This window comes from Rhodoferax sp. SPJ4 (assembly GCF_058216275.1).
In genome coordinates, this window is record NZ_JBYZMN010000001.1 from 715,115 (window position 1) to 734,987 (window position 19,873).

Here is a 19,873-nt window from a genome sequence, read left to right on the forward strand (position 1 = left end):
ACCGAACTTCCACGCGATCGGCCCGGCCCAGGCGCTGTCTGCCGCGGGTCAGGTCAGGCGGTCAGTCGCGGTAGCTTGGTCAGCCAATCGGCCCACCACGTGCGCAGCCCCTGGGCTGGCATGGGCCGACCGATGAAGTAGCCCTGGGCGATGTCGCAACCGAGCTCCCGCAGCAGGGCCCAATCCTCCTCGTTCTCCACGCCTTCGGCCACGGTTTGCAGACCCAGGCGCTGGGCGATGCCTATGCTGCCGTCCAGCATGGGTCGGATCAGCTGGTTGTGCCGCGCGCCATGCACGAAGCCGCGGTCGATTTTCAGCTCGGTGAACGGCACGTCGCGCAGCTGGGCCAGCGACGAATGGCCGGTGCCGAAGTCGTCGATCGCAAGACCGAAGCGCTGCATGCGCAGCCGCACCAGGCTTTCCAACGGGGCCAGCGACATCGCCATGACGCGGCTTTCCGTCACTTCCAGCACCAGGTCCTGCGGCGACAGCCCGTTGCGGCGCACCAGATCCCCCATCCGGCGCGCGAAACCGGGGGCACGCAGGTTTTCCATCGACAGGTTGACGGCCATGTGGATGGGCAGGCCCTCCCGGTGCCACCGGGCCAGCTGCGTCAGTGCGGCTTGCAGCACCCAGTCGGTCAAGGCGTCGATGGCCCCGCAGTCCTCGGCCAGGCCGATGAAGTGGTCGGGGTAGACCAGGCCATGCCAGGGGTGGTTCCAGCGCACCAGGGCCTCGGTACCGATGAGCGCGCCGCTGCGCAGGTCGACCTTGGGCTGGTAATGCAGCACCCATTGGCCGCCCTGCTGCGCGGCCTGCAGGTCGGCCACCGTGCACGGCGGGTGGGAGGGTGCAGGTGGGGCCTGCACCAGCGGTTGCCAGCGGTCCAGCAGGAAGTGCAAGCCCGCGCGGCAAGCCGGCTTTTCCAGCGCCCCCAGGATCAGCAAGGCACTGCCGGCCAGCAGCTTGCGCACCGCGTGGATGATGCGCGGGTCCTCGCCACTGAGCAGGATGACGTTGCCACAGAAGTGGCTGTCGCCCAGCAGGCGCAGAAACGCCAGGCCATCGACATCGGGCATGTTGAGGTCGCAAATGACGATGTCCACCGCCAGCCTCCCCGACGCCAGCATCCGCAGCGCCGCATCGGCACTGGCGGCGGTGGCAATCAAGGTGTAACCCATGCTGCGCAGCATGCGCGACTGCACACCCAGCATGAAGGGGTCGTCGTCGACCAGCAGCAGGCTGGGCTGGCGGCGTGGCACGGCGTCGCCGTCCGCGCTGTCCTCGGCGGCTTCCAGGCGCTGCGGCAGGGTGGTCACGAACAGTGGCCAGTGGTCCGGGTTGTGTTCAGCCATGGCCGTCCAGGCGGGTATCGAGGAAGTGGTGGACGGCGCGCAGCTCGCGGTCAAAGGCTGGTAACAGCGTGGCCAGGGCCGGGCTGTGCAGGCTTCTGGTGGCGGACTGTTCGATCTCGGCGCAGAGCTGGCCCAGGGCCGCGGCGCCGATGGCCCGCGCGGCCGACTTCAGCTTGTGGGCGATGTCGGCCACGGCCTGCGCGGTACCGGTCGCCTGGGTCTGGGCCAACTCTGCCGCCGAGCGCGCGGTGTTGGCCCGGAACGCGGCCAGCACCTCCTGCATCACCTGCGGGTCGTCGCCCACCAACTGGGCCAACACCTCCAGGTCGGCCGGCGGGGGGGCGACTGTGGCGACCATGGTGGGCGTGGCCATGGCCTCGCCCGGCAGCGTAAGCGCCGGGCGCATCCAGACGTCGAGCGCCGCCTTCAACTGCGCCAGCCGAACCGGCTTGGTCAAATACCCGTCCATGCCGGCCTGGTGGCACCGCAAGGCCTCGTCGCGCAAGGCGTTGGCGGTCAAGGCGATGATGGGCAAATGGGTGCCGGCGGCCTCCTCGGCACGCACCGCGGCGGCCAGTGTGTAGCCGTCCATCGCGGGCATGTGGAGGTCGGTCAGTAGCAAGGCGTGGCCACCGCGCCGCCAGCAGGCCAGGGCTTGCACGCCGTCGCCAGCCATCTCGGCGCGGTAACCCAGCAAGCTGAGCTGCTTGGACAGCACCTGTTGGTTGATCTCGTTGTCTTCGGCGACCAGGATCAGCAGGTCGTTGCCCGGCCGCAGGCCGGCGTCAAGCGCCGCTGCGCGGCGGTCGGGTGCCGCCGCGGCGTCGGTGTCGTCGTCGGCCGTCTCCAGGCTGGCGGCCAGGGCCACGCAGCGCAGGAACACCGCGCGGTGCAGGCACTCGCCGTCCACGCTCAGCTGGTCGGGCGACTTCCAGCGTGGCCGGTGGCGCCGGCCGGCTTCGATGACCACAAAGGCGAGCTGCGTGTCGCGGCAGGCCTGTGCCGCCAACCGGCAGGCGGCCAGCGCCGCGTCGACCGCTTCCAGCGCTTCCACCACCACCATCACACAGCGGCCAGGGCCGACAGCGCCGACCCAGGCCACGGCGTCGGCCAGGCGGGTCACCGGCCGCACCTGACTGCCGGCATGGGCCAGGTAGGCGGTCAGGTCGGCGGCCTGACCGGCTTGGCCCAGCACCACACAGGGCAGGCCGGCCAGCGGCCGTGCGGCCGCCGGCAGCGGGACGGGCGCGCCGGTCGCCGGCAAGACCATGGGCAGGCGCACGGTGAAGCTGGCGCCCCGGCCCGGCTGGCTGTCCACCGCGATGCTGCCGTTCATCATCTCGACCAGGCGGTGCGAGATGCTGAGCCCCAGCCCGGTGCCACCGAAGCGCCGGGTGGTGCTGGCGTCGGCCTGCGTGAAAGGAGAAAACAGCCGGGCCATGGTGTCGGCATCCATGCCCACGCCGTTGTCGGTGACCACCAGCGCCAGCATGTCGTCACCGCCGCCAGTGGCCGTGACGCGCAGCGCACGCAATGACACCGACCCCGGGCGCGCCTGGCCGCTGCTGAACTTGATCGCATTGCCAACCAAATTCATCAGTACTTGGCGCACCCGCCCGGCGTCGCCGAGCAGGCAGGCCGGCAGCTGGGGATCGACATGGATGCGAAGCGCCACCCCCTTGCTCTCGGACAGCACACGCAAGGCGTCGCCAACGCCTTCGACCACCGCCACCATGTCCACCGGCTCGCGATCAATCTGGAATTGGCCCGCCTCGATCTTGGAGAAATCAAGCACGTCGTCGACGATGGACAGCAGGGCATAGGCCGACTCGCGCGCGGTCTTCACCATGCCGCGCTGGTTGGGGTGCAGCCGGCTCTCCTCCAGCACATCGATCATGCCGATGACGCCGTTCATCGGCGTGCGGATCTCGTGGCTCATCATTGCCAGGAAGGACGACTTGGCCCGGTTGGCCTGTTCGGCCAGCTCCCGTGCGCCGTCCAACTCCAGCGTGCGCAGGCGCACCCGTTCTTCCAGCCCGGCGTTCAGTTCGTGCAGCGCCTCTTCGCTGCGGCGGCGCTCGGTGATGTCCTGCAGCGCGCCTTGAACACGCACAATCTTGCCCTCGGCGTCGCGCACCGCCTCACCGATCAGGCGCACCCAGAAGCGGCGGCCGGTGGCCGATGTTTTCTCGGCCTCCAGGTCGAAGGCCTGGCCGGATGCGATGCAGCCCTCCACCGCGGCTTGCACCTGCGCCCGATGCGCGGGCACAAAGGCGGCCCAGCCCAGCCCGGGCGGGGGCGAGTAGCCCACCGGCTCGTCGTGCAAGCTGGCCACGACGTCCGACCAATGCTGGCGCCCTTGCGCCACGTCCACCGTCCAGCCGCCCACCTTGGCCGTCCGGCCGGCCATGTCCAGCATGGCCTTGCTGTCGCGCAAGGCCTGCTGGGCCAGCCGCTCATCGGTGATGTCGCGGGCGATGCCGATGACGCCGATCACCGCGCCCAGGGCGTCGCGGTAGGGCGCGCGCGCCGAATGCAGCAGGCGCCGCCCGTTCACCCCGGTGAGCCATTTTTCGGTGGGCTGTACCGTGGCGCTGGCGAACATCGCGCGGTCCTGGTCAATCAATGGCCTGGCCTCGGCGGCGCTGTACAAGGCCAGGTCGTCCCGGCCGAGGATTTGTTCGATGGGCCGGCCGGTGAAGTCGGCCAGCGCTTGGTTGCAAAGCAGGTAGCGGCCCTGGGTGTCCTTGATGTAGACGATGTCGGGGGTGCCGTCGGCCACCGCCTGCAGCAGCTCGGTGCTGCGCAGCACGGCCTGTTCGGCCCGCGCGCGGGCGCTGACGTCGATGTGCATGACGATGGCGCCGGCCGGGCGCCCCGACTCCAGCGGTGTGGCGATGAGCAGAAACCAGCGCTGCTCGACCGGTGAATCGCAGGGGTATTCCACCGAAAAGCTGCTGCGGTTGCCGGCCAGCACCTCGCGCAGGCCCGCCGCCACGGCCCAGGTCTGGGCCGCCTCCGGGCCTGGCGGCGGACCGCAGGCGTCCAGGTAGTTCTGGCCGATGCCGTGGCTGGCGTCGCACAAGCCGTTGTCGTCGGCGAAGCGGCGCCAGGCCGCGTTGACGGCGACGATCACGCCCTGGGCGTCGAGCACCGCAATGTGGGCGGGCAGGGCGTTGAGCAGCGCCGTTTGTTTGTCGGCCTCCTGGTGACGCAGCTGCTCCTGGGCGCTGCGCAGCACAAAGATGCGGCCGGCCTGGTTGGCCACGGTGTCAACCTGGCCGGCGGTCAGCGCCTCCAACTGCTGCTCGGTCTCGTGCAGGGTCTCGATCAACGCCGAAATCCGCGCCTGGCGGTCGTTGTCGCTGGGGACGGGCGCCGCGCTCATGGTGTGGCGCCGGCCGGTGCGTCGTCAGGCGGCAGGTCCAGTGCCTGCCGCAGCGTGGCGCTGTCGCTGAGCGTGCCCACCACCTTGCGCAGGGGCAGCGGCGCCAGCCGGAGCAGCGTCGGTGTCATGAAGATGCCGTCGGCCAGCGCCCGCCCGGGTTCGCGAAACACATCCACCACTTCGATGCTGTGGCGGCCGGCCAGCGCGCTGCGGCACAGCGCATTCAGGTTGGCCAGTGCCTGGCCCGAGTTCATCGCCTCGCCGGCGACGTAGAGCCGGAAGCGGTGGGGAATGCTTTCCGAGACTGCCATGTCAGCAGGGCCCGGCACTCGGGTTGTGGTCGGCGCCGCGCAATTCGCGCAGCTGGGTGTTGCCCTCGGAGGCCTCGCCCTCGCGCGACTCGGTGGCGCTGGCCAGCAAGGCTTTTTCTGTGCGCTTGGCCACCAGCTCGGTCTGCACCGACCGCAGCCGCACCTCGAGTTCGGCCTCTTCGGTGTCCAGCCGCACTCGCTTCAGCCGCGCCGCCACCTCGGCGGTTTCGGCCGCTTGCCGCACCGCGCGCTCCTTCTCCCAGCGCAGCGTGCCCATCAGCACCTCGCCGCCGGCAGTGTAGATGTCTGCCAGCGTGACACCTTCCTGGCCCAGCACCAGTTCCCGCACCTGGTTGGAATGCGCCGTGCCTCGCGACTTGATGATGGACAGACCGCGGTTGCGCTCACCGGCCTGCACCAGGTAGCTGAGGTGGATCCAGGTGTCGGCCAGTGTGGACACGTGCAGCGGCGAGCCCGATCCTGCGCTCAGCTCGTCGAGCAGGCTGGTGCACACCAGCGTGACCCCCTCGGCCTTGGACCAGTCGATCAGGCGCTCGGCCACGCCATGGGCGGTCAGCTCGTTGCCGGCCGTCGACAGCGTGGACACAGGGTCAATCACCAGGCAGCGCGCGCCATGGGCCCGGGCCAGCGCCTTGATACGCACCAGCAGGGACTCGGCGCTGCCGAGGATGGTGCGCGCGGAGACCATGCGCAGCAGCCCGCTCTCCACATGGGGGCCAAGCTGGATGCCCACCGAGTCCAGGTTGCGCACCACCTCGGCGCCGTCGGAGTCAAAGCTGACGAAGAGGGTTCGCTCGCCCCGGCCACAGGCGGACTCGGCGAAGGCGCCGCTGAGCGTGGTCTTGGCCGTGCCGGGGAAGCCGGTGACCAGCACGGTGGCACCGCGGTAGTAGCCGCCGCCCAGCATGGTGTCCAGCCTGGTCACCCCACTGCCAATGCGTTCGGTGCTGACGACGGTGTCGACCCGGTCCAGCTTGCGTGTCATGGCCACGTCAAAGCCTGAGGCGCCGATGACGAAAGGCGACTCGTTCTCGTCGAAGCCCGAGCCACGGTACTTCTGCACCCGCAGGTTGCGCTGCGACACGCCCAACGCCATGCTGTGGTTGAGCACCACCGCGCAGTCGACCATGAACTGCATGAAACCAAATGGCTGCTGGCCAATGCCGTGCAAGGTGTCGCCATCGGCCTTGGCGGTGATGATGGCGGTGAGTCCGCGGGCGTTGAGCCAGTCGTGCAGCCGGTAGACCTCGCGCCGCCGAGCGCCGGCATCGGGCAGCAGGGCGAGCATGATGTCCAGCGCGTCGAACACGATGCGGCGGGCGCCCATGTGCTGGGCCTGCGCCTCCAGCGCGGCCAGCATGCCGCCGAAATCAAAGGTGCCGGACTGCACCAGGTCCGGCGGTGGCTGGGCATCAACCATGGCCAGTAGGCTGGGCTGCAGCGCCGCCAGATCCCAGCCGAAGCCCTGAAAGTTAACGGCAATGCGTTGCGGGCTTTCTTCAAACGCCACCAAGATGCCGGGCTCCTGGCAATGACGGGCGCCGTGCACCAGGCATTGCATGGCAAAGATGGTCTTGCCCGAACCCGGCCCGCCAATGAGCAGCGTGGTGCGCCCCTGCGGCAGGCCACCGCCGCTGATGTTGTCAAAACCCTCGATGCCGGTAGGGGCCCGGGCGAACACGGTGGTTTCCGCCACCGCAGGCGGTGTGGGGGGAGACGCTGAGATTGAATTCATGACCGGTCCAAGCCCAGGAAAAGCGGGTTCACCGCGCAGCCAAGGTGTGTTTTCCAACACCCACGCCAAACCTTAGGCGGCCACGGGCAAACATCCCATACGTACGCACACCTAGGGTGAGCGGGCATGCCCGGGCTCCAGCGACTCGATGCTCATGCGCACCAGCTCGGGCAGGTGCTGGGCCGCCATCTTGCGCATGACCTGCGCCCGGTGGATCTCGATGGTGCGGAAGCTTCCCCCCAGTTCGCGGGCGATCAGCTTGCTGCTCAGGCCCGCCACCAAAAAACCGAAGACCTCACGCTCCCGCGGGGTCAGGCTCGCAAAACGCGCCCGGACCTGTGGGTCTGCCGGCGGCCCGGCGGCCGCCAACCGGTCGGCAGCGCTGCGCACCCGCTCGACCAGCGAGGCTCCCTGGAAAGGCTTCTCAATGAAGTCGACCGCGCCGTTGCGCATCGCGGTCACGGCCAGCGCCAGATCGGCCGCACCGCTGATGAACACCACCGGCAGGTGGACGCCGCGCCGCCGCAGCAGCACATGCAGTTCCAGACCGGACATTCCGGGCAGCTTCAGGTCGAGCAGCAGCACGCTCGCCGAGGCCAGGTTGCCCGCGCCGAGCAGCTCGGCCGCAGAGGCGTAGGCGGTCACCTGCATGCCGGCATCCGCGAGCACCCGGCTGAGTAGCGCGCGCATGAAGTCGTCGTCGTCGACGACCAAGACGCGGATCACCGTACCCACCATGTCGGCTGCCCCGGGCCGCGCTGCGTCGGTGGTGTGCGGGCGTGTGCCCGGCCCAGCCCCTTGCCCAGGGCATGCCTGCACGAAGAAGGAGGGGCGTCCGCCGGTGTCGATGGCATGGTAAGAAACACCTTAGTCGCCCATGCCGGGAATGTCTGTGGGACATCGCACGCTCACACCGGCGGCCGATGGCGTGGGTGGCCGCCAACTGAACGACATCAGGCTTGATCGGACTCTGGTGCCGTGGTTACGAACCACCGCTCCTGACCGATGTCGGTCTTCCCGCAGCCATCTAGACACCCGGCGACCGCGCCACCCACCATTCCCCCGGCAACAAGCCCCGATACCGCTCATCCTGGTACCGCTGGTCCACCAGCACCAACACCCCGGTGTCGGTTTCGGTGCGTATCACCCGGCCAGCCGCCTGAATCACCTTCTGGATGCCCGGGTAGACATAGGTGAAGTCATAGCCCTTCGCGAACAGCGCCTCCAGCCGTTCACAGATGGCCTGTGTGACTTTGTCATGCTGGGCAAAGCCCAGCGTCACCACAAAGGCGCCGATCAATCGGCTGCCCGGCAGGTCCACCCCTTCACCAAACACCCCGCCCAGCACCGCAAAACCAATGCCTTGCCCGGCTTGGGCAAACCGGTCCAAGAACGCCTGCCGGCTGGGCTCGTCCATGGTGCGGGCTTGCGCCCAGTGGGGAATGTCCGGGTGCCGTTGCTGCAGCCGCTGCTGGGCCCTGTGCAGGTAGTCAAAGCTGCTGAAAAAAGCCAGGTAGTTGCCCGGCGCCTCGTGGTACTGGGTGGCCATTGCCCTGACCAGCGCCTCCAGCGTGCGCTCCCGGTCAGCCACCCGGGTGGAGAGGGGCAGCACCTTGACGGCCAACTGCTCGGCATGGAAGGGGCTGGGTACCTGCAGCTGCCGGGTGGACTCCGGCAGGCCCAGCAACTGCGCGTCAAAGTCCTGCGGGTACAGCGTGGCCGAGAACAGCACCAGCGCATCTGCGGCTTCGATGCGGGCTTTCAGAAACGGCGCCGGCACAAAGTTGCGCAGCGTGAGCCGGCCCGCCGCACCGGCGTCGGCTTCAAAGGCGGGTGCGTCCAGGCTGAGCTGGATGACTGCTGCGGCTTCGTCCACCACCGTCGGGGTGGTGGGCATTTGGACGGTGCTGTCGAGCTCACACAGCGAATGCTCCCCCAGCGCGTCGGCCAGCCCGGCAAAACTCAAGGACCGAAAGTAAAACGGCAGCAAGGCGCCATGGGCGGCGGTGGGGTGGTTGTTCAGGTGCTCGCTGAGGGTGGCGTTGAGCTTTTGCAAGGCCCGCAGCCAGTCTTCGGGCAACTCGTCCAGTAAGGCCCAGTCGCCGCCTGGTGCTTTGCGCGCCTGGGCATCCAGCAGCAGCTGCCATTCGTTCAGCAGGCCGTCGATCTTGACCCGGATGCCGGGGTTGACCTGGGGCCGCAAGGCGATGGCCTCGACCTGGCTCAGCTCGGCGCTGTACATGCTGCAGGCCCGGCTGTACAGGTTTTGGGCCTCGTCCACCAGCACCGCCACCTTCCAGTCCTGGGCCACCGTCAGTGCGTAGAGCAGGGCCGAGCGGTCAAAGTAGTGGTTGTAGTCGCCCACCACCACATCGGCCCAGCGCACCATCTCGTGGGCCAGGTAGTAGGGGCAGACACCCTGGCTGAGTGCCACCGCCCGTGTGGCGGCCTGGTCCAGCCAGCCGTGTTGGGCCGCGGCTTGTCGCGCCGCCGGCAGCTTGTCGTAAAAGCCCTTGGCCAGCGGGCAAGAGTCGCCATGGCAGGCCTTGTCCTTGTGTTCGCAGCTTTTGTCCTTGGCCACCAGCTCCACCACCCGCACCGGAAAGGGCGCCCGGTTCATGCGTGCCAGGGCGTCCAGCGCCACCTGGCGGCCCGGCGTCTTGGCCGTCAGAAAAAACACCTTGTCCAGGCCTCGGGTGGGCATGGCCTTGAGCGCCGGGAACAGCACGCCAATGGTCTTGCCGATGCCGGTGGAGGCCTGGGCCCGCAGCACCTGCGACTGGATGCAGGCGCGGTAAACCGCGCTGGCCAGCCCATGCTGGCCGGGCCGGAACGGTGCCTGGGGAAACGCCAGCGCCTGCAGGTGCTGGTCGCGCTGGCGGCGGTGGGCCAGCTCCTGCCGGGCCCAGACCAGAAAGGTCTGGCACTGGGCCTCGAAGAACACCCGCATTGCGTCGGCGGTGAAGACCTCGGACTCCAGCGTCTCGGTCTGGGCCATCACATCGAAATAGACCAGTGTCACCGTGAGTTCGGCCAGCCCCCGGGTCTCGCACATCAGCCAGCCATAGACCTTGGCCTGGGCCCAGTGCAGTCGCCGGTGGTTGGGTGGCATGTCTTCCAGCCGGCCACGGTAGGTCTTGACCTCTTCCAGCTCGTTGCGCAGCGGATCGAAGCCGTCGGCCCGGCCCGACACCCGCAGTTCCTGAAACTGGCCGGTGAGCCTGACCTCGGTCTCGTGCGCCGGCCCGCGGCGCTGGGCCACCGCCAGGTGGCCAGCGATGCCTTGCATTGCGGTGGGTGAGGGCGTGAAACGCAGGTCCAGGCTGCCGACCTTGGCGGTGAAGGCACAGAGGTCGCGCACGGTGACGGCGTAGGTGGCGGTGTCCGACGCTGCCACGCCCGCGCGCTCGGCCACCCCAAGCAGCGCTTCGCTCATGGGCCTGGGCCCGCTGCGCACAGCACACAGGGCTGCGCGGTCATTGGTGGGCGAGCGCGGGTTGCCTTGGAGGCCAGTTGGGCTGATGAGATGGCGGGCGAGGGCATGAAAAGGGATTGTCCCAGTTCGTACCATGCCGGAGCCGACCGCGCCGCTGGGCGCTTCCCAAGAAAAAAGCCCCTGGGACAGGGGCTTCAGACTTACTGGCGGAGAGACAGGGATTCGAACCCTGGATACGTTTGACCGTATACCGGATTTCGAGTCCGGCGCATTCGACCACTCTGCCATCTCTCCGGGGTGATCAGCTGAGGATTGTAGCAGCGCGGCGCGGGCTTTCGGCACCGCGCGGCCGCAGGCCGTTCAGCCGAGCAGGCCGTAGGTGCGGGCGTAGTGAATCGACTGGGTGCGGCTCTTGACGTTGAGGCGACGGAACAAACGCCACAGGTGCACTTTCACCGTGTGTTCGCTGATGCCCAGCTCGTCGGCGATTTCGCGGTTGCTCAGGCCACGGTCCAGCATGATGAGCAACTGCTTTTGGCGCTTGGACAGTTTCTCGTCCACCGCTTCGAGCTCTTCAAAACCAGCGTCGGCGGTCAGCAGGGCGCGCAGGGCGGCGCCAATTTCGGTCACGCCGGCCGATTTTTCAATGTAAACGTCGGCACCGCTTTCGATGCACAGCTCTTCAAAGTCTTCGGCCGGGGAGCCGGAGATCACCGCCAGCGGCACCTTGGCGTAGCGCTGGGTGAGTTCGCGCACGCCCGAGACGCCACGGGCGTCGGGCAGCTTCAGGTCCAGGCAGATCAGCGTGGGTTCGCCGTGTTTGACCACGGCGGCGTCCATGGCGCCAATGCTTTCCAGTTCCACCACCTCGGTGCCGGGGCGCAGGCGCCGCAGCACGGTGGAGATGGCATCGCGCATCAGGGGGTGGTCATCAATGACGTACAAGCTCACAGCGGTCACGCTTTCTACTAAACAGGGGAGCCGGCCGGCCATCCGGCCAGGCGTCCCGATCGAGGGTGGCGTCCGCGGTCTGCGGATCGGTGCCAATATGCTGCATTTTGCGCGATTGTCCAAGGCCTGAGGCCCGGATTTGGCGCGAAAACAGACACCATTTCAGTAATTCAGGCCCATGGCCTCGCGCACATCCCGCATCGTGGCCTGAGCGGTGGCGCGGGCCCGGTCGGTGCCGGCATCGATGATGTCGCGCACCACCTTGGGGTTGGCCACATAGGGGGCGGCGCGTTCCAGCATGGGTTGCTGCTCGCGCACGATGGCGTCGATCACCGGTTGTTTGCACTCCAGACAGCCGATGCCGGCACTCTGGCAGCCGGCGCTGGCCCATTGCTGGGTGGCCGCGTCCGAATAAACCTTGTGGAATTGCCAGACCGGGCAGCGGGCCGGGTCGCCGACGTCGGTGCGCTTCACCCGGGCCGGGTCGGTGGGCATGCGCTTGACCTTGTGTGTGATGCTGGCCACGTCTTCGCGCATGGCAATGGCGTTGCCGTAGCTCTTGCTCATCTTGGCGCCGTCCAGGCCGGGCAGCTTGCTGGCTTCGGTGAGCAGGGCCTGGGGCTCGACCAGCACCGCCTTGCCGGTACCCCGGAACCAGCCTTCCAGCCGCTCGCGCTCCTTGGCGTCGATCAGCGGGCTGCTGGCGATGAAGCCGAAGGCCCCTTCCAAGGCCTTGGTGTCGCCGGTTTCCTGGAACACCTTGCGCGATTTTTCCAGCCGCTTGGCGCTGTCTTTGCCCAGCTTGTCCAGGCTGGCCTGGACGCGGGCCTCGAAGTCGGGCTCGCGGCCATACAGGTGGTTGAAGCGGCGGGCGGCCTCGCGGGTCAGCTCCACATGGCTGGCCTGGTCTTCGCCCACCGGCACCCATTTGGCGCGGTAGATCAGGATGTCGGCCGCCTGCAGCAGCGGGTAGCCCAGGAAGCCGTAGGTGGACAAATCCTTGTCCTTGAGCTTTTCCTGCTGGTCCTTGTAGGTGGGTACCCGTTCCAGCCAGCCAATCGGTGTGCCCATGGCCAGCAGCGTGAACAGCTCGGCATGCTCGGGAATGCGGCTTTGCAGGAACAGCGTGCACTTGTTGGGGTCCAGCCCGGCGGCCAGCCAGTCGATCACCATCTCGTAGACGTTTTTCTCGATGACTTCGCGGCTCTCGTAGTGGGTGGTCAGCGCATGCCAGTCGGCCACAAAGTAGTAGCAGTCCAGCTCGTTCTGCAGCCGCACCCAGTTCTTCAGCGCACCGTGGTAATGGCCCAGGTGCAGGGCACCGGTGGGCCGCATGCCCGAGAGCACGCGTTCCACGGCTTGGGGCGCGACGAGGGGAGAGGAATCAGCGGTCATGTCATCAGCCAGGCGAGCGGGCTCAGCAGCAGCTGAATCACCGCATAGGTTGCAGCCATCAGGGGCTGCATCCAGAACTTGCTGAGCACCCCTGCGAGGATCAAGGCCATCACCACAAAGAAGCCCCAGGGCTCGATGCGCGACAGCAGTTCGGCCTGCTTGTAAGGCAGCAGGCCCACCAGAATGCGGCCACCGTCCAGCGGTGGCAGCGGAAACAGGTTGAAGACAAACATCACCACGTTGACCAGCAGGCCGGCGCGGCACATCTTCAGAAAGAAATCTTCGGTCAGCCCGGTGCCCTGCAGCAGATAGAACAGCACGCCCCACAGAATGGCCTGAATCAGGTTGGCAGCCGGCCCGGCCAGCGCCACCCAGACCATGTGACGTTTGGGATTGCGCAACTGGCCAAAACGCACCGGCACCGGCTTGGCGTAGCCAAACAAAAAGGTGCCGGCGGTGGCGATGTAAAGCACCAGCGGCATCACGATGGTGCCGACCGGGTCGATGTGTTTGATCGGGTTGAGAGTCACCCGGCCCAGCAGCCAGGCGGTGTTGTCGCCAAAGTGCCGGGCCACGTAGCCGTGGGCGGCCTCGTGCACGGTGATGGCAAACAAAACGGGGAGGGCGTAGACCGCGATGGTCTGGATGATGTTGGCAAAGTCCACAGCGTGATTGTCTCAGAGGGTGGTGTCAGAGCCCGAAGCGGGCCACGTCGCCCCGGCCTTCGCGCAGCACCGTGGGCTCGCTGCCGCTCAGGTCGATCACCGAGGTCGGTTCCAGCGGGCAGGGGCCGGCGTCGATCACCGCGGCCAGCTGGCGCTCGAAGCGCTCGCGGATTTCCTCGGCGTCGTTGAGTGGCTCGGTCTCGCCGGGCGGGATCAGTGTGGTGGCCAGCAGCGGCCCGTTGTGCAGCGCCAGCAAGGCCTGCAGCGTCGGGTGGTCGGGCACCCGCAGGCCGATGGTCTTGCGCGAGGGGTGGCTGAGCCGGCGCGGCACCTCTTTGGTGGCTTCCAGAATGAAGGTGTAAGGCCCTGGCGTGGCCGACTTCAACAGCCGGTACTGGGTGTTGTCCACCCGCGCGTAAGTGGCCAGCTCGCTGAGGTCGCGGCACAGCAGCGTCAGGTGGTGTTTGTCGTCCACCCCGCGGATGCGGCGCAGCGTGTCGGCGGCGGTTTTGTCATCGAGGTGGCAAACCAGCGCGTAGCTGGAGTCGGTGGGCACGGCCACGATGCCGCCGCATTCCAGCAGCGTCACCGCCTGTTTGAGCAAACGGGGTTGCGGGTTGTCGGGGTGAACTTGGAGAAATTGGGCCATGGTGGGCAGGCATGGTAGCCGCTTTGGCGCGGCCTGCCGCGCTGGCCCCCGCTCAGTGCGCGGCGACGAGGGGGGCGCGGTGGATGCGGTCGGCCAGCAAGTCCCACACCGGCGTCAGGCCACCGGGCAGGTAGGGCAGGCTGCCCAGGTCGGTGTGGCTCTCGTCAGGGCTGTGGAAATCGCTGCCGCGCGAGGCAGCCAGACCGAACTCGGCTGCCATCTCGCCGTAGCGCACGTACTCGGGCGGTGTGTGGCTGCCGGTCACCACCTCCACCCCTCGGCCGCCATGGGCCTTGAATTCGGAAAACAGCGCGTACTCTTCGTTGGCGGTGAACTTGTAGCGCGCCGGGTGGGCGATCACCGCCACGCCGCCGGCCTCGGCAATCCAGCGCACCGCGTCGCCCAGGGACGCCCAGCGGTGCGGCACATAGCCGGGCTTGCCTTCGGTGAGGTATTTGCGAAAGACCTCGTTGGTGTCTTTGCACACGCCCGTCTCGACCAGAAAACGGGCGAAATGGGTGCGCGAAATCAGCTGCGGATTGCCCACATAGGCCAGTGCGCCGTCGTAGGCGCCGCGGATGCCCACCTTGGCCAGACCGTCGGACATTTCCATGGCCCGGGCGTCGCGGCCACCACGGGTGGCGTGCAGGCCCTCGGCCAGCGCGCGGTTGTCGGGGTCAAAGCCCAGGCCCACGATGTGCACCGTGACGTTGGCAAAGGTCACCGAGATCTCGGTGCCGGTGAGGTAGTGCAGGCCCTGGTCGTGTGCGGCGGCAATGGCCCGGTGCTGGCCACCGATCTCGTCGTGGTCGGTCAGCGCCCACAGTTCCACCCCGTTGGCCTTGGCCCGCGCGGCCAGCGCCTCGGGCGTCAGCGTGCCATCGGACACCACCGAGTGGCAATGGAGGTCAGCATTGAGTATGGAAGTCACGTGTTGATTCTAGGCCGTGGGCCCGGCCTGCCGCTGTGATGGAGGTGACATGCCCTTACAAAATGCGGCGCCAGGCTGTCACCGCCAACGCGGGTGGCGCCGTTGACTTCGCACGGGGATTTTCCCGGCTTCATTCAAGGATTCGCCATGCGCGTCAACACCCTGCTCACCGTCTTCGCGCTGGCCGCCGCTGGCATCGCCTCGGCCCAGACCCCGGCCCCCGCGGCCGACCCCACCGCCACCCCGCGCATCGACCGGCGCGAGGTGCGCCAGCAGGAGCGCATCACCCAGGGGGTGGCCTCCGGCCAGTTGACGCCCAAAGAAACCGCCCGGCTGGACCAGCGCGAGGCCAAGATCCAGCGCGACGAGGCGCAGGCCAAGTCCGACGGCAAGGTGACCGCGGCCGAGCGCCGCCACCTGCGGCGCGAAGAAAACCGCGCCAGCCGCGCCATTTACCGGCAGAAACACGACCGCCAGACGGTGGCGCCGGCACGCTGACCTCGCCCGGCACCGGCCGGGCCAGCGGCTCAGCCGTCGGTTGACAGGTTTTTGGCGGCCGCCTCGGCCAGCATCTCGGCCGAAAACACCGGCGGCGCGGCCTCCCCGGCGTGCTTGTCGGCCTCGGTGGTGAAGGAGTCGGCATAGAACTCGTCTTCCGGCAGCCCGGCCAGGCGGGTGTAGTCGGCCCGGGCCGAGTCCACCACGATGGGCGCGCCGCAGGCATAGACCTGGTGGCCCGACAGGTCGGGCAGGTCTTCCAGCACCGCCCGGTGGACGAAGCCGGTGCGGCCGGTCCAGCCGTCTTCCGGCAAAGCGTTGGAGACCACCGGCACATAGCGCAGGTTGGGCATCTCGGCGCACTTGGTCTTGACCCAGTGTTCCAGGTACAGGTCTTCTGGCCGCCGGCCGCCCCAGTACAGCGTGGTGGGCCGGGCAATGCCCTTGAACTGCATGTGCTCGATCACCGCCTTGATGGGCGCAAAACCGGTGCCCGAGGCCAGCAGAACGATGGGCTTGGTCGATTCCTCGCGCAGGTAGAAGCTGCCGAACGGCCCTTCCACACGCAGGATTTCCTTTTCCTTCATCGCGCTGAACACATGGGTGGTGAACTTTCCGCCTTCCATGTGGCGGATGTGCAGTTCCACACCGGTGCCCGGCTCGGCCAGCGTGTGCGGTGCATTGGCCATGGAGTAGGCGCGGCGGGCGCCGTCGCGCAGGATGAACTCCACGTACTGGCCGGCGTGGTACAGAAAGGCGTCGTTGGCCGGCAGTTGCAGGCGCAGCTGCATCACGTCGGGCGACTTTTTCTCCAGCGCCATCACCCGGGCCGGCATCTTCTTGATGGGGTAAGCGCCGGCCAGCGTGACCTGCTTGGACTCCAGCACCACGTCGGAATGGGGCACGGCGCAGCAGGTCAGCACAAAGCCCTCGGCCTCCTCGTCGGCGCTCAGCGCCTTGCTCTGGTGCGGGCCATGGACCACCTCGCCGGAGAGCTTTTTGCATTTGCAGGAACCGCAGGCGCCGTCCTTGCAGCCATAGGGCAAGGCAATGCCGGTGCGGATGCCGGCGGCCAGGATGGCCTCATCGGCATGGGCGGTGAAAGTGCGGCCGCTGGGCTGCACGGTGATGACAAAACTCATGTGTCGTTATCCTTGCGGGTGAATCTCTTGTCGACCCAAACCGCCAATTTTGCCTTCAAACCAGAACCCCCTGGGCGCTCTGCCCGCCCGCTTCCGCCGCGAACGCCTGCTCATCGTCGGCTGTGGCGACGTCGGCCTGCGGGTGCTGCACCTGCAGAACCGTTCCCCCCACCCCCATGGCCCGCGGTTGCTGGCGCTGACCTCCAGCCCGGACCGCGCGCCCGAACTGCGGGCTGCCGGCGCCACGCCGCTGCTGGGCAACCTGGACGACCCGCGCAGCCTGCGCCGGCTGGGTGGCCTGGCCACCCGGCTGATCCACTTGGCCCCGCCGCCGCGCGAGGGCTGGGGCGACCCGCGCACCGCGGCGCTGACCCGGGCCCTGCGCCAGCGTGGCCGGGTGCGTTCGCTGGTTTACGGCTCCACCAGCGGCGTCTACGGCGACTGTGCCGGGGCGCTGGTGGCCGAGTCGCGCCCGGTCCAGCCCGACACCGCCCGCGCCTGGCGCCGGTCGGACGCCGAGGCCCAGATCCGTTTCCATGCGCTGGCCAGCCAGACGGCCGGGCCGCTGCGGGCCTGTGTGCTGCGCATTCCCGGCATCTACGCACCCGACCGCGAGGGCGGCACGCCGCGCGAACGCCTGCTCAAGGGCACCCCGGTTCTGGTCGAAAAGGACGATGTGTACACCAACCACATCCATGCCGACGACCTGGCCCGGGCCTGTCTGGCGGCGCTGTGGCGCGGCCGGCCGCAGCGCTGCTACAACGTCAGCGACGACAGCGAACTGAAAATGGGCGACTACTTCGACCTGGCCGCCGACCTGTACGGCCTGCCGCGCCCACCCAGGCTGCCGCGCAGCACCGCGCAGGACGCGTTGCCGCTGATGCTGCTGAGCTTCATGAGCGAGTCGCGCCGGCTGGACAATCGCCGCATGAAACGCGAGCTGCGCCTGGTGCTGCAGCACCCCACGGTGGCCAGCGGCCTGTTGGCCGCCTGAAGACCCCGCCATGAGCCGAGCCCACGCCACCATTCCGGTTGACTCGCCCGACATGCGCCATGCCGGCGCCGAAACCCTGTCACTGGGCCTGCTGAACGCGCGCAACCAGACCCTGGCCCTGCTCGACGCCTTTGGCGATGCCTTGCATCGCCAGCCCGACGACAGCCCCTCGCTGGTCCATTTGCCGCCGCCGCTGTGGACCGCCGGCCATGCCGGCTGGTTTCAGGAGCGTTGGATCGGCCGCAACCCCCAGCGTGGCCAGGGCGCGGCCTGTGCCCCCGATGGCCTGCGGCTGGGCGCCATCGAACCCATGGCCGACGCCTGGTGGGACCCGGCCCAGAGCACGCCAGCGGAGCGCTGGGCGCTGGCGCTGCCCGAGGCCGGCCGGCTCAAGGCCTATTTGCTCGATGGCCTGGAGGGCACGTTGGAATTGCTGGAGAAAACCCCGCACCAGCCCGAGGCGCTGTATTTTTTCCGGCTGGCGCTGTTCCATGAAGACGCCTGTGCCGAGGCCTTGATCCGGGCCGCCCAGGCGCTGGGCGTGGGGCTGGACATTCCCCAGCCCGCCACCAGCCCACTGCGCGAGCCGCTGTGGCTGCCGGCGGTGCGCTGGACCCTGGGCACGACCCAGGGCGCGGTGGGCGGCGGCTTTGTCGCGGACGAGGAACAGTCGGCCCATGCGATCGACCTGCCCGAGGTCGAGATCGACGCCCAGCCGGTGAGCTGGTCGCAGTTTGTCGAGTTTGCCGACGACGGCGGCTACGACCGCCCCGAGCTGTGGCTGCCGGCCGGCTGGGACTGGCTGCAGCAGACCGCGGTGCGCGAAGGCCGCCGCGCGCCACGCCATGTGACGCAGATCGGCGCGGCCAGCGGCGCGGTGTTGCAGCAGCGGCTGGGCCGGGCCGTGCGGCTGGCTGGCCAGCAGGCCGTGTGCCATGTCAGCTGGTGGGAGGCCGACGCCTGGTGCCGCTGGGCCGGCCGCCGGCTGCCAGCCGAGGTGGAATGGGACATGGCAGCCCACAGCGCGGTGCGACGCGGGTTCCGCTGGGGCGATGTGCACGAATGGACGGCCACCACCTTCCGGCCCTACCCCGGCTACCAGCCCGGGCCCTGGCGCGAGGGCAGTGCCCGGCTGTTCGGCCTGGGCAAGGTGTTGCGCGGGGCCTCGTTCGCCACCGCCGAGCGGCTGCGCTACCCCGGCTGGCGGGGTGGGGCCTTGCCCGACGACGACACCCACTTTGTGGGCTTTCGCTCCTGCGCGCTGTAGCCCGTTTCAGTGGGGCGTGGCCGCGCCCCTGAACTGCCACCAAGGCAGCTCGCGGCTCAGCGGCAGCACCTGGCCACAGCGGGCCGGCCGGTTGCCGGTGATCTGGCTCAGGCGCTGCTGCCAAGCCGATTGCTGCAGCACCGCCAGCAGCGTGCGTGTGGGCGGCTGCTCCAGCGAGGATTTCAAACACACCAGCCGGTACTGCTCTTCCACCAGCGGCACAAAGTCCAGCCCGCGCGCCTGGGCCGCCGAGGCAATGCCCAGGCCCACGTCGGCCGTGCCACTGGCCACCGCCTGGGCCACCGCCGCATGGGTGGGCTCGGTGTGGCTGCCCAGCCGCTCGGCCGGCGGCAGGCCGGCCTGCTGCAGCAATTCGTCCAGCACCAGCCGGGTGCCGGTGCCCAGCGCCCGACCAGCAAAACGCACACCGGGCTGGAACAGATCGGCCAGCTGAAGCAGGCCCTGCGGGTTGCCGCGCGGCAGCATCAGGCCTTGCTGGCGCAGCGTGAAGCCGATCACCTTGTGCTGGCCCGGTTTCAACAGCGGGCGGTAGGTGCGGGCGGCCAGCGAATGGCGGTCGGGCTGCACCAGGGTGTGGAAACCGGCCATCGCGCAGCGGCCCTCGTTGAGCGCGCTGATCGCGTCCACGCTGCCGGTGAAGCGGATGTCCAGGTGCAGCTGGGCCTGGCTGGCGGCATGCTCGCGCAGCGCGGTCAGTGCGTCGTCGTGGCTGGCGTACAAGGTCAGCACATGCACATCGGGGTCGAAGGCCAGCGCGAAGGCGCGCTGCAACTCGGCCTGCAAGGCCTCGATCTGCGGCGCCAGCCTGGCCTGGGCCTGGCGCTCGGCCCAAAGCAGTTTGTCGCCGAACTCGCTGAGCTTGGCCGACTGGCCTTTTTCCCAGACCAGCAATTCGCTGCCCAGGCGCTCTTCCCAGCGCTTCAGCTCGCCCCACACATGGCGGTAGGAAAAGCCCAGCGACCGGGCGGCCGCCGAGATCGAGCCCGACACCTGCACCGCGTGCAGCATGTCCAGCAACAGGTTGCGGATGGGGGCATGGCCGGCGCCGGTGGGCGTGTCGGCCGACAGCGCGTAACTGAGGTGGATGGACTTATGCACCGTTGTTCATATGGTC

The 19,873-nt window shown here is 68.4% G+C and carries 16 protein-coding genes and 1 tRNA gene; 3 read left to right on the forward strand and 14 right to left on the reverse strand.

Annotated features, from left to right (window positions below):
• Positions 1-53 precede the first annotated feature (53 nt).
• The 12 genes from AC4BAR_RS03570 to AC4BAR_RS03625 all read right to left on the reverse strand — a co-directional run bounded on the left by AC4BAR_RS03570 (position 54) and on the right by AC4BAR_RS03625 (position 14,837).
• On the reverse strand, positions 54-1,355 hold the full coding sequence (locus AC4BAR_RS03570) for an EAL domain-containing response regulator (RefSeq protein ID WP_490626431.1): 1,302 nt from the start codon (positions 1,353-1,355) through the stop codon (positions 54-56).
• On the reverse strand, positions 1,348-4,743 hold the full coding sequence (locus AC4BAR_RS03575; protein ID WP_490626432.1) for a PAS domain-containing protein: 3,396 nt from the start codon (positions 4,741-4,743) through the stop codon (positions 1,348-1,350). The genes AC4BAR_RS03570 and AC4BAR_RS03575 overlap by 8 nt, the downstream gene beginning before the upstream one ends.
• Complete coding sequence (locus AC4BAR_RS03580) at positions 4,740-5,054, reverse strand: circadian clock KaiB family protein (protein ID WP_490626433.1); 315 nt, start codon at positions 5,052-5,054, stop codon at positions 4,740-4,742. Before AC4BAR_RS03580 ends, AC4BAR_RS03575 begins: the two co-directional genes overlap by 4 nt.
• Before the next feature lies 1 nt (position 5,055).
• Positions 5,056-6,810, reverse strand: a complete 1,755-nt coding sequence (kaiC, locus tag AC4BAR_RS03585) for a circadian clock protein KaiC (RefSeq protein ID WP_490626434.1) — start codon at positions 6,808-6,810, stop codon at positions 5,056-5,058.
• 111 nt (positions 6,811-6,921) lie between these two features.
• Positions 6,922-7,524 carry a response regulator transcription factor gene (locus tag AC4BAR_RS03590; protein ID WP_490626435.1) on the reverse strand — a complete coding sequence of 201 codons (603 nt, stop codon included), beginning with the start codon at positions 7,522-7,524 and terminating at the stop codon, positions 6,922-6,924.
• Positions 7,525-7,837: 313 nt separating this feature from the next.
• Entirely contained in the window at positions 7,838-10,246 is a 2,409-nt protein-coding gene (locus AC4BAR_RS03595) for an ATP-dependent DNA helicase (protein ID WP_490626436.1), read from the reverse strand.
• A gap of 204 nt (positions 10,247-10,450) precedes the next feature.
• Positions 10,451-10,540 (reverse strand) — tRNA-Ser (locus AC4BAR_RS03600).
• Between the two features lie 66 nt (positions 10,541-10,606).
• Complete coding sequence (locus AC4BAR_RS03605) at positions 10,607-11,197, reverse strand: response regulator transcription factor (protein ID WP_490626437.1); 591 nt, start codon at positions 11,195-11,197, stop codon at positions 10,607-10,609.
• A 162-nt stretch (positions 11,198-11,359) separates the two neighbouring features.
• Positions 11,360-12,592: a tryptophan--tRNA ligase gene (locus tag AC4BAR_RS03610; protein ID WP_490626438.1), complete on the reverse strand. Its 1,233-nt coding sequence runs from the start codon at positions 12,590-12,592 to the stop codon at positions 11,360-11,362.
• Positions 12,589-13,257, reverse strand: coding sequence for a site-2 protease family protein (locus AC4BAR_RS03615; protein ID WP_490626439.1), 669 nt, complete (start codon positions 13,255-13,257; stop codon positions 12,589-12,591). Before AC4BAR_RS03615 ends, AC4BAR_RS03610 begins: the two co-directional genes overlap by 4 nt.
• Positions 13,258-13,282: 25 nt before the next feature.
• The gene (locus AC4BAR_RS03620) at positions 13,283-13,906 is read right to left on the reverse strand and encodes an L-threonylcarbamoyladenylate synthase (RefSeq protein WP_490626440.1); all 624 of its coding nucleotides are present in this window, start codon (positions 13,904-13,906) and stop codon (positions 13,283-13,285) included.
• A 52-nt stretch (positions 13,907-13,958) separates the two neighbouring features.
• A complete protein-coding gene (locus AC4BAR_RS03625; protein ID WP_490626441.1) occupies positions 13,959-14,837 on the reverse strand; it encodes a 3',5'-nucleoside bisphosphate phosphatase in 879 nt (292 codons plus the stop codon).
• Positions 14,838-14,984: 147 nt separating this feature from the next.
• Between AC4BAR_RS03625 and AC4BAR_RS03630 the strand changes: the two genes are divergently transcribed.
• Positions 14,985-15,335, forward strand: a complete 351-nt coding sequence (locus AC4BAR_RS03630) for a hypothetical protein (RefSeq protein ID WP_490626442.1) — start codon at positions 14,985-14,987, stop codon at positions 15,333-15,335.
• A gap of 29 nt (positions 15,336-15,364) precedes the next feature.
• Here the strand turns inward: AC4BAR_RS03630 and AC4BAR_RS03635 are convergent, their stop codons facing one another.
• The gene (locus AC4BAR_RS03635; RefSeq protein WP_490626443.1) at positions 15,365-16,477 is read right to left on the reverse strand and encodes a CDP-6-deoxy-delta-3,4-glucoseen reductase; all 1,113 of its coding nucleotides are present in this window, start codon (positions 16,475-16,477) and stop codon (positions 15,365-15,367) included.
• Positions 16,478-16,526: 49 nt separating this feature from the next.
• Between AC4BAR_RS03635 and AC4BAR_RS03640 the strand changes: the two genes are divergently transcribed.
• Both AC4BAR_RS03640 and AC4BAR_RS03645 read left to right on the forward strand, forming a co-directional pair.
• Positions 16,527-17,471 carry an SDR family oxidoreductase gene (locus AC4BAR_RS03640; RefSeq protein ID WP_490626444.1) on the forward strand — a complete coding sequence of 315 codons (945 nt, stop codon included), beginning with the start codon at positions 16,527-16,529 and terminating at the stop codon, positions 17,469-17,471.
• Between the two features lie 10 nt (positions 17,472-17,481).
• Positions 17,482-18,738, forward strand: coding sequence for an SUMF1/EgtB/PvdO family nonheme iron enzyme (locus tag AC4BAR_RS03645; RefSeq protein ID WP_490626445.1), 1,257 nt, complete (start codon positions 17,482-17,484; stop codon positions 18,736-18,738).
• A 6-nt stretch (positions 18,739-18,744) separates the two neighbouring features.
• Here AC4BAR_RS03645 and AC4BAR_RS03650 read toward each other — a convergent pair whose 3' ends face one another.
• Positions 18,745-19,857 (reverse strand): substrate-binding domain-containing protein, encoded by a 1,113-nt coding sequence (locus AC4BAR_RS03650; protein WP_490626446.1) that lies wholly within the window; start codon positions 19,855-19,857, stop codon positions 18,745-18,747.
• Positions 19,858-19,873: the final 16 nt, after the last annotated feature.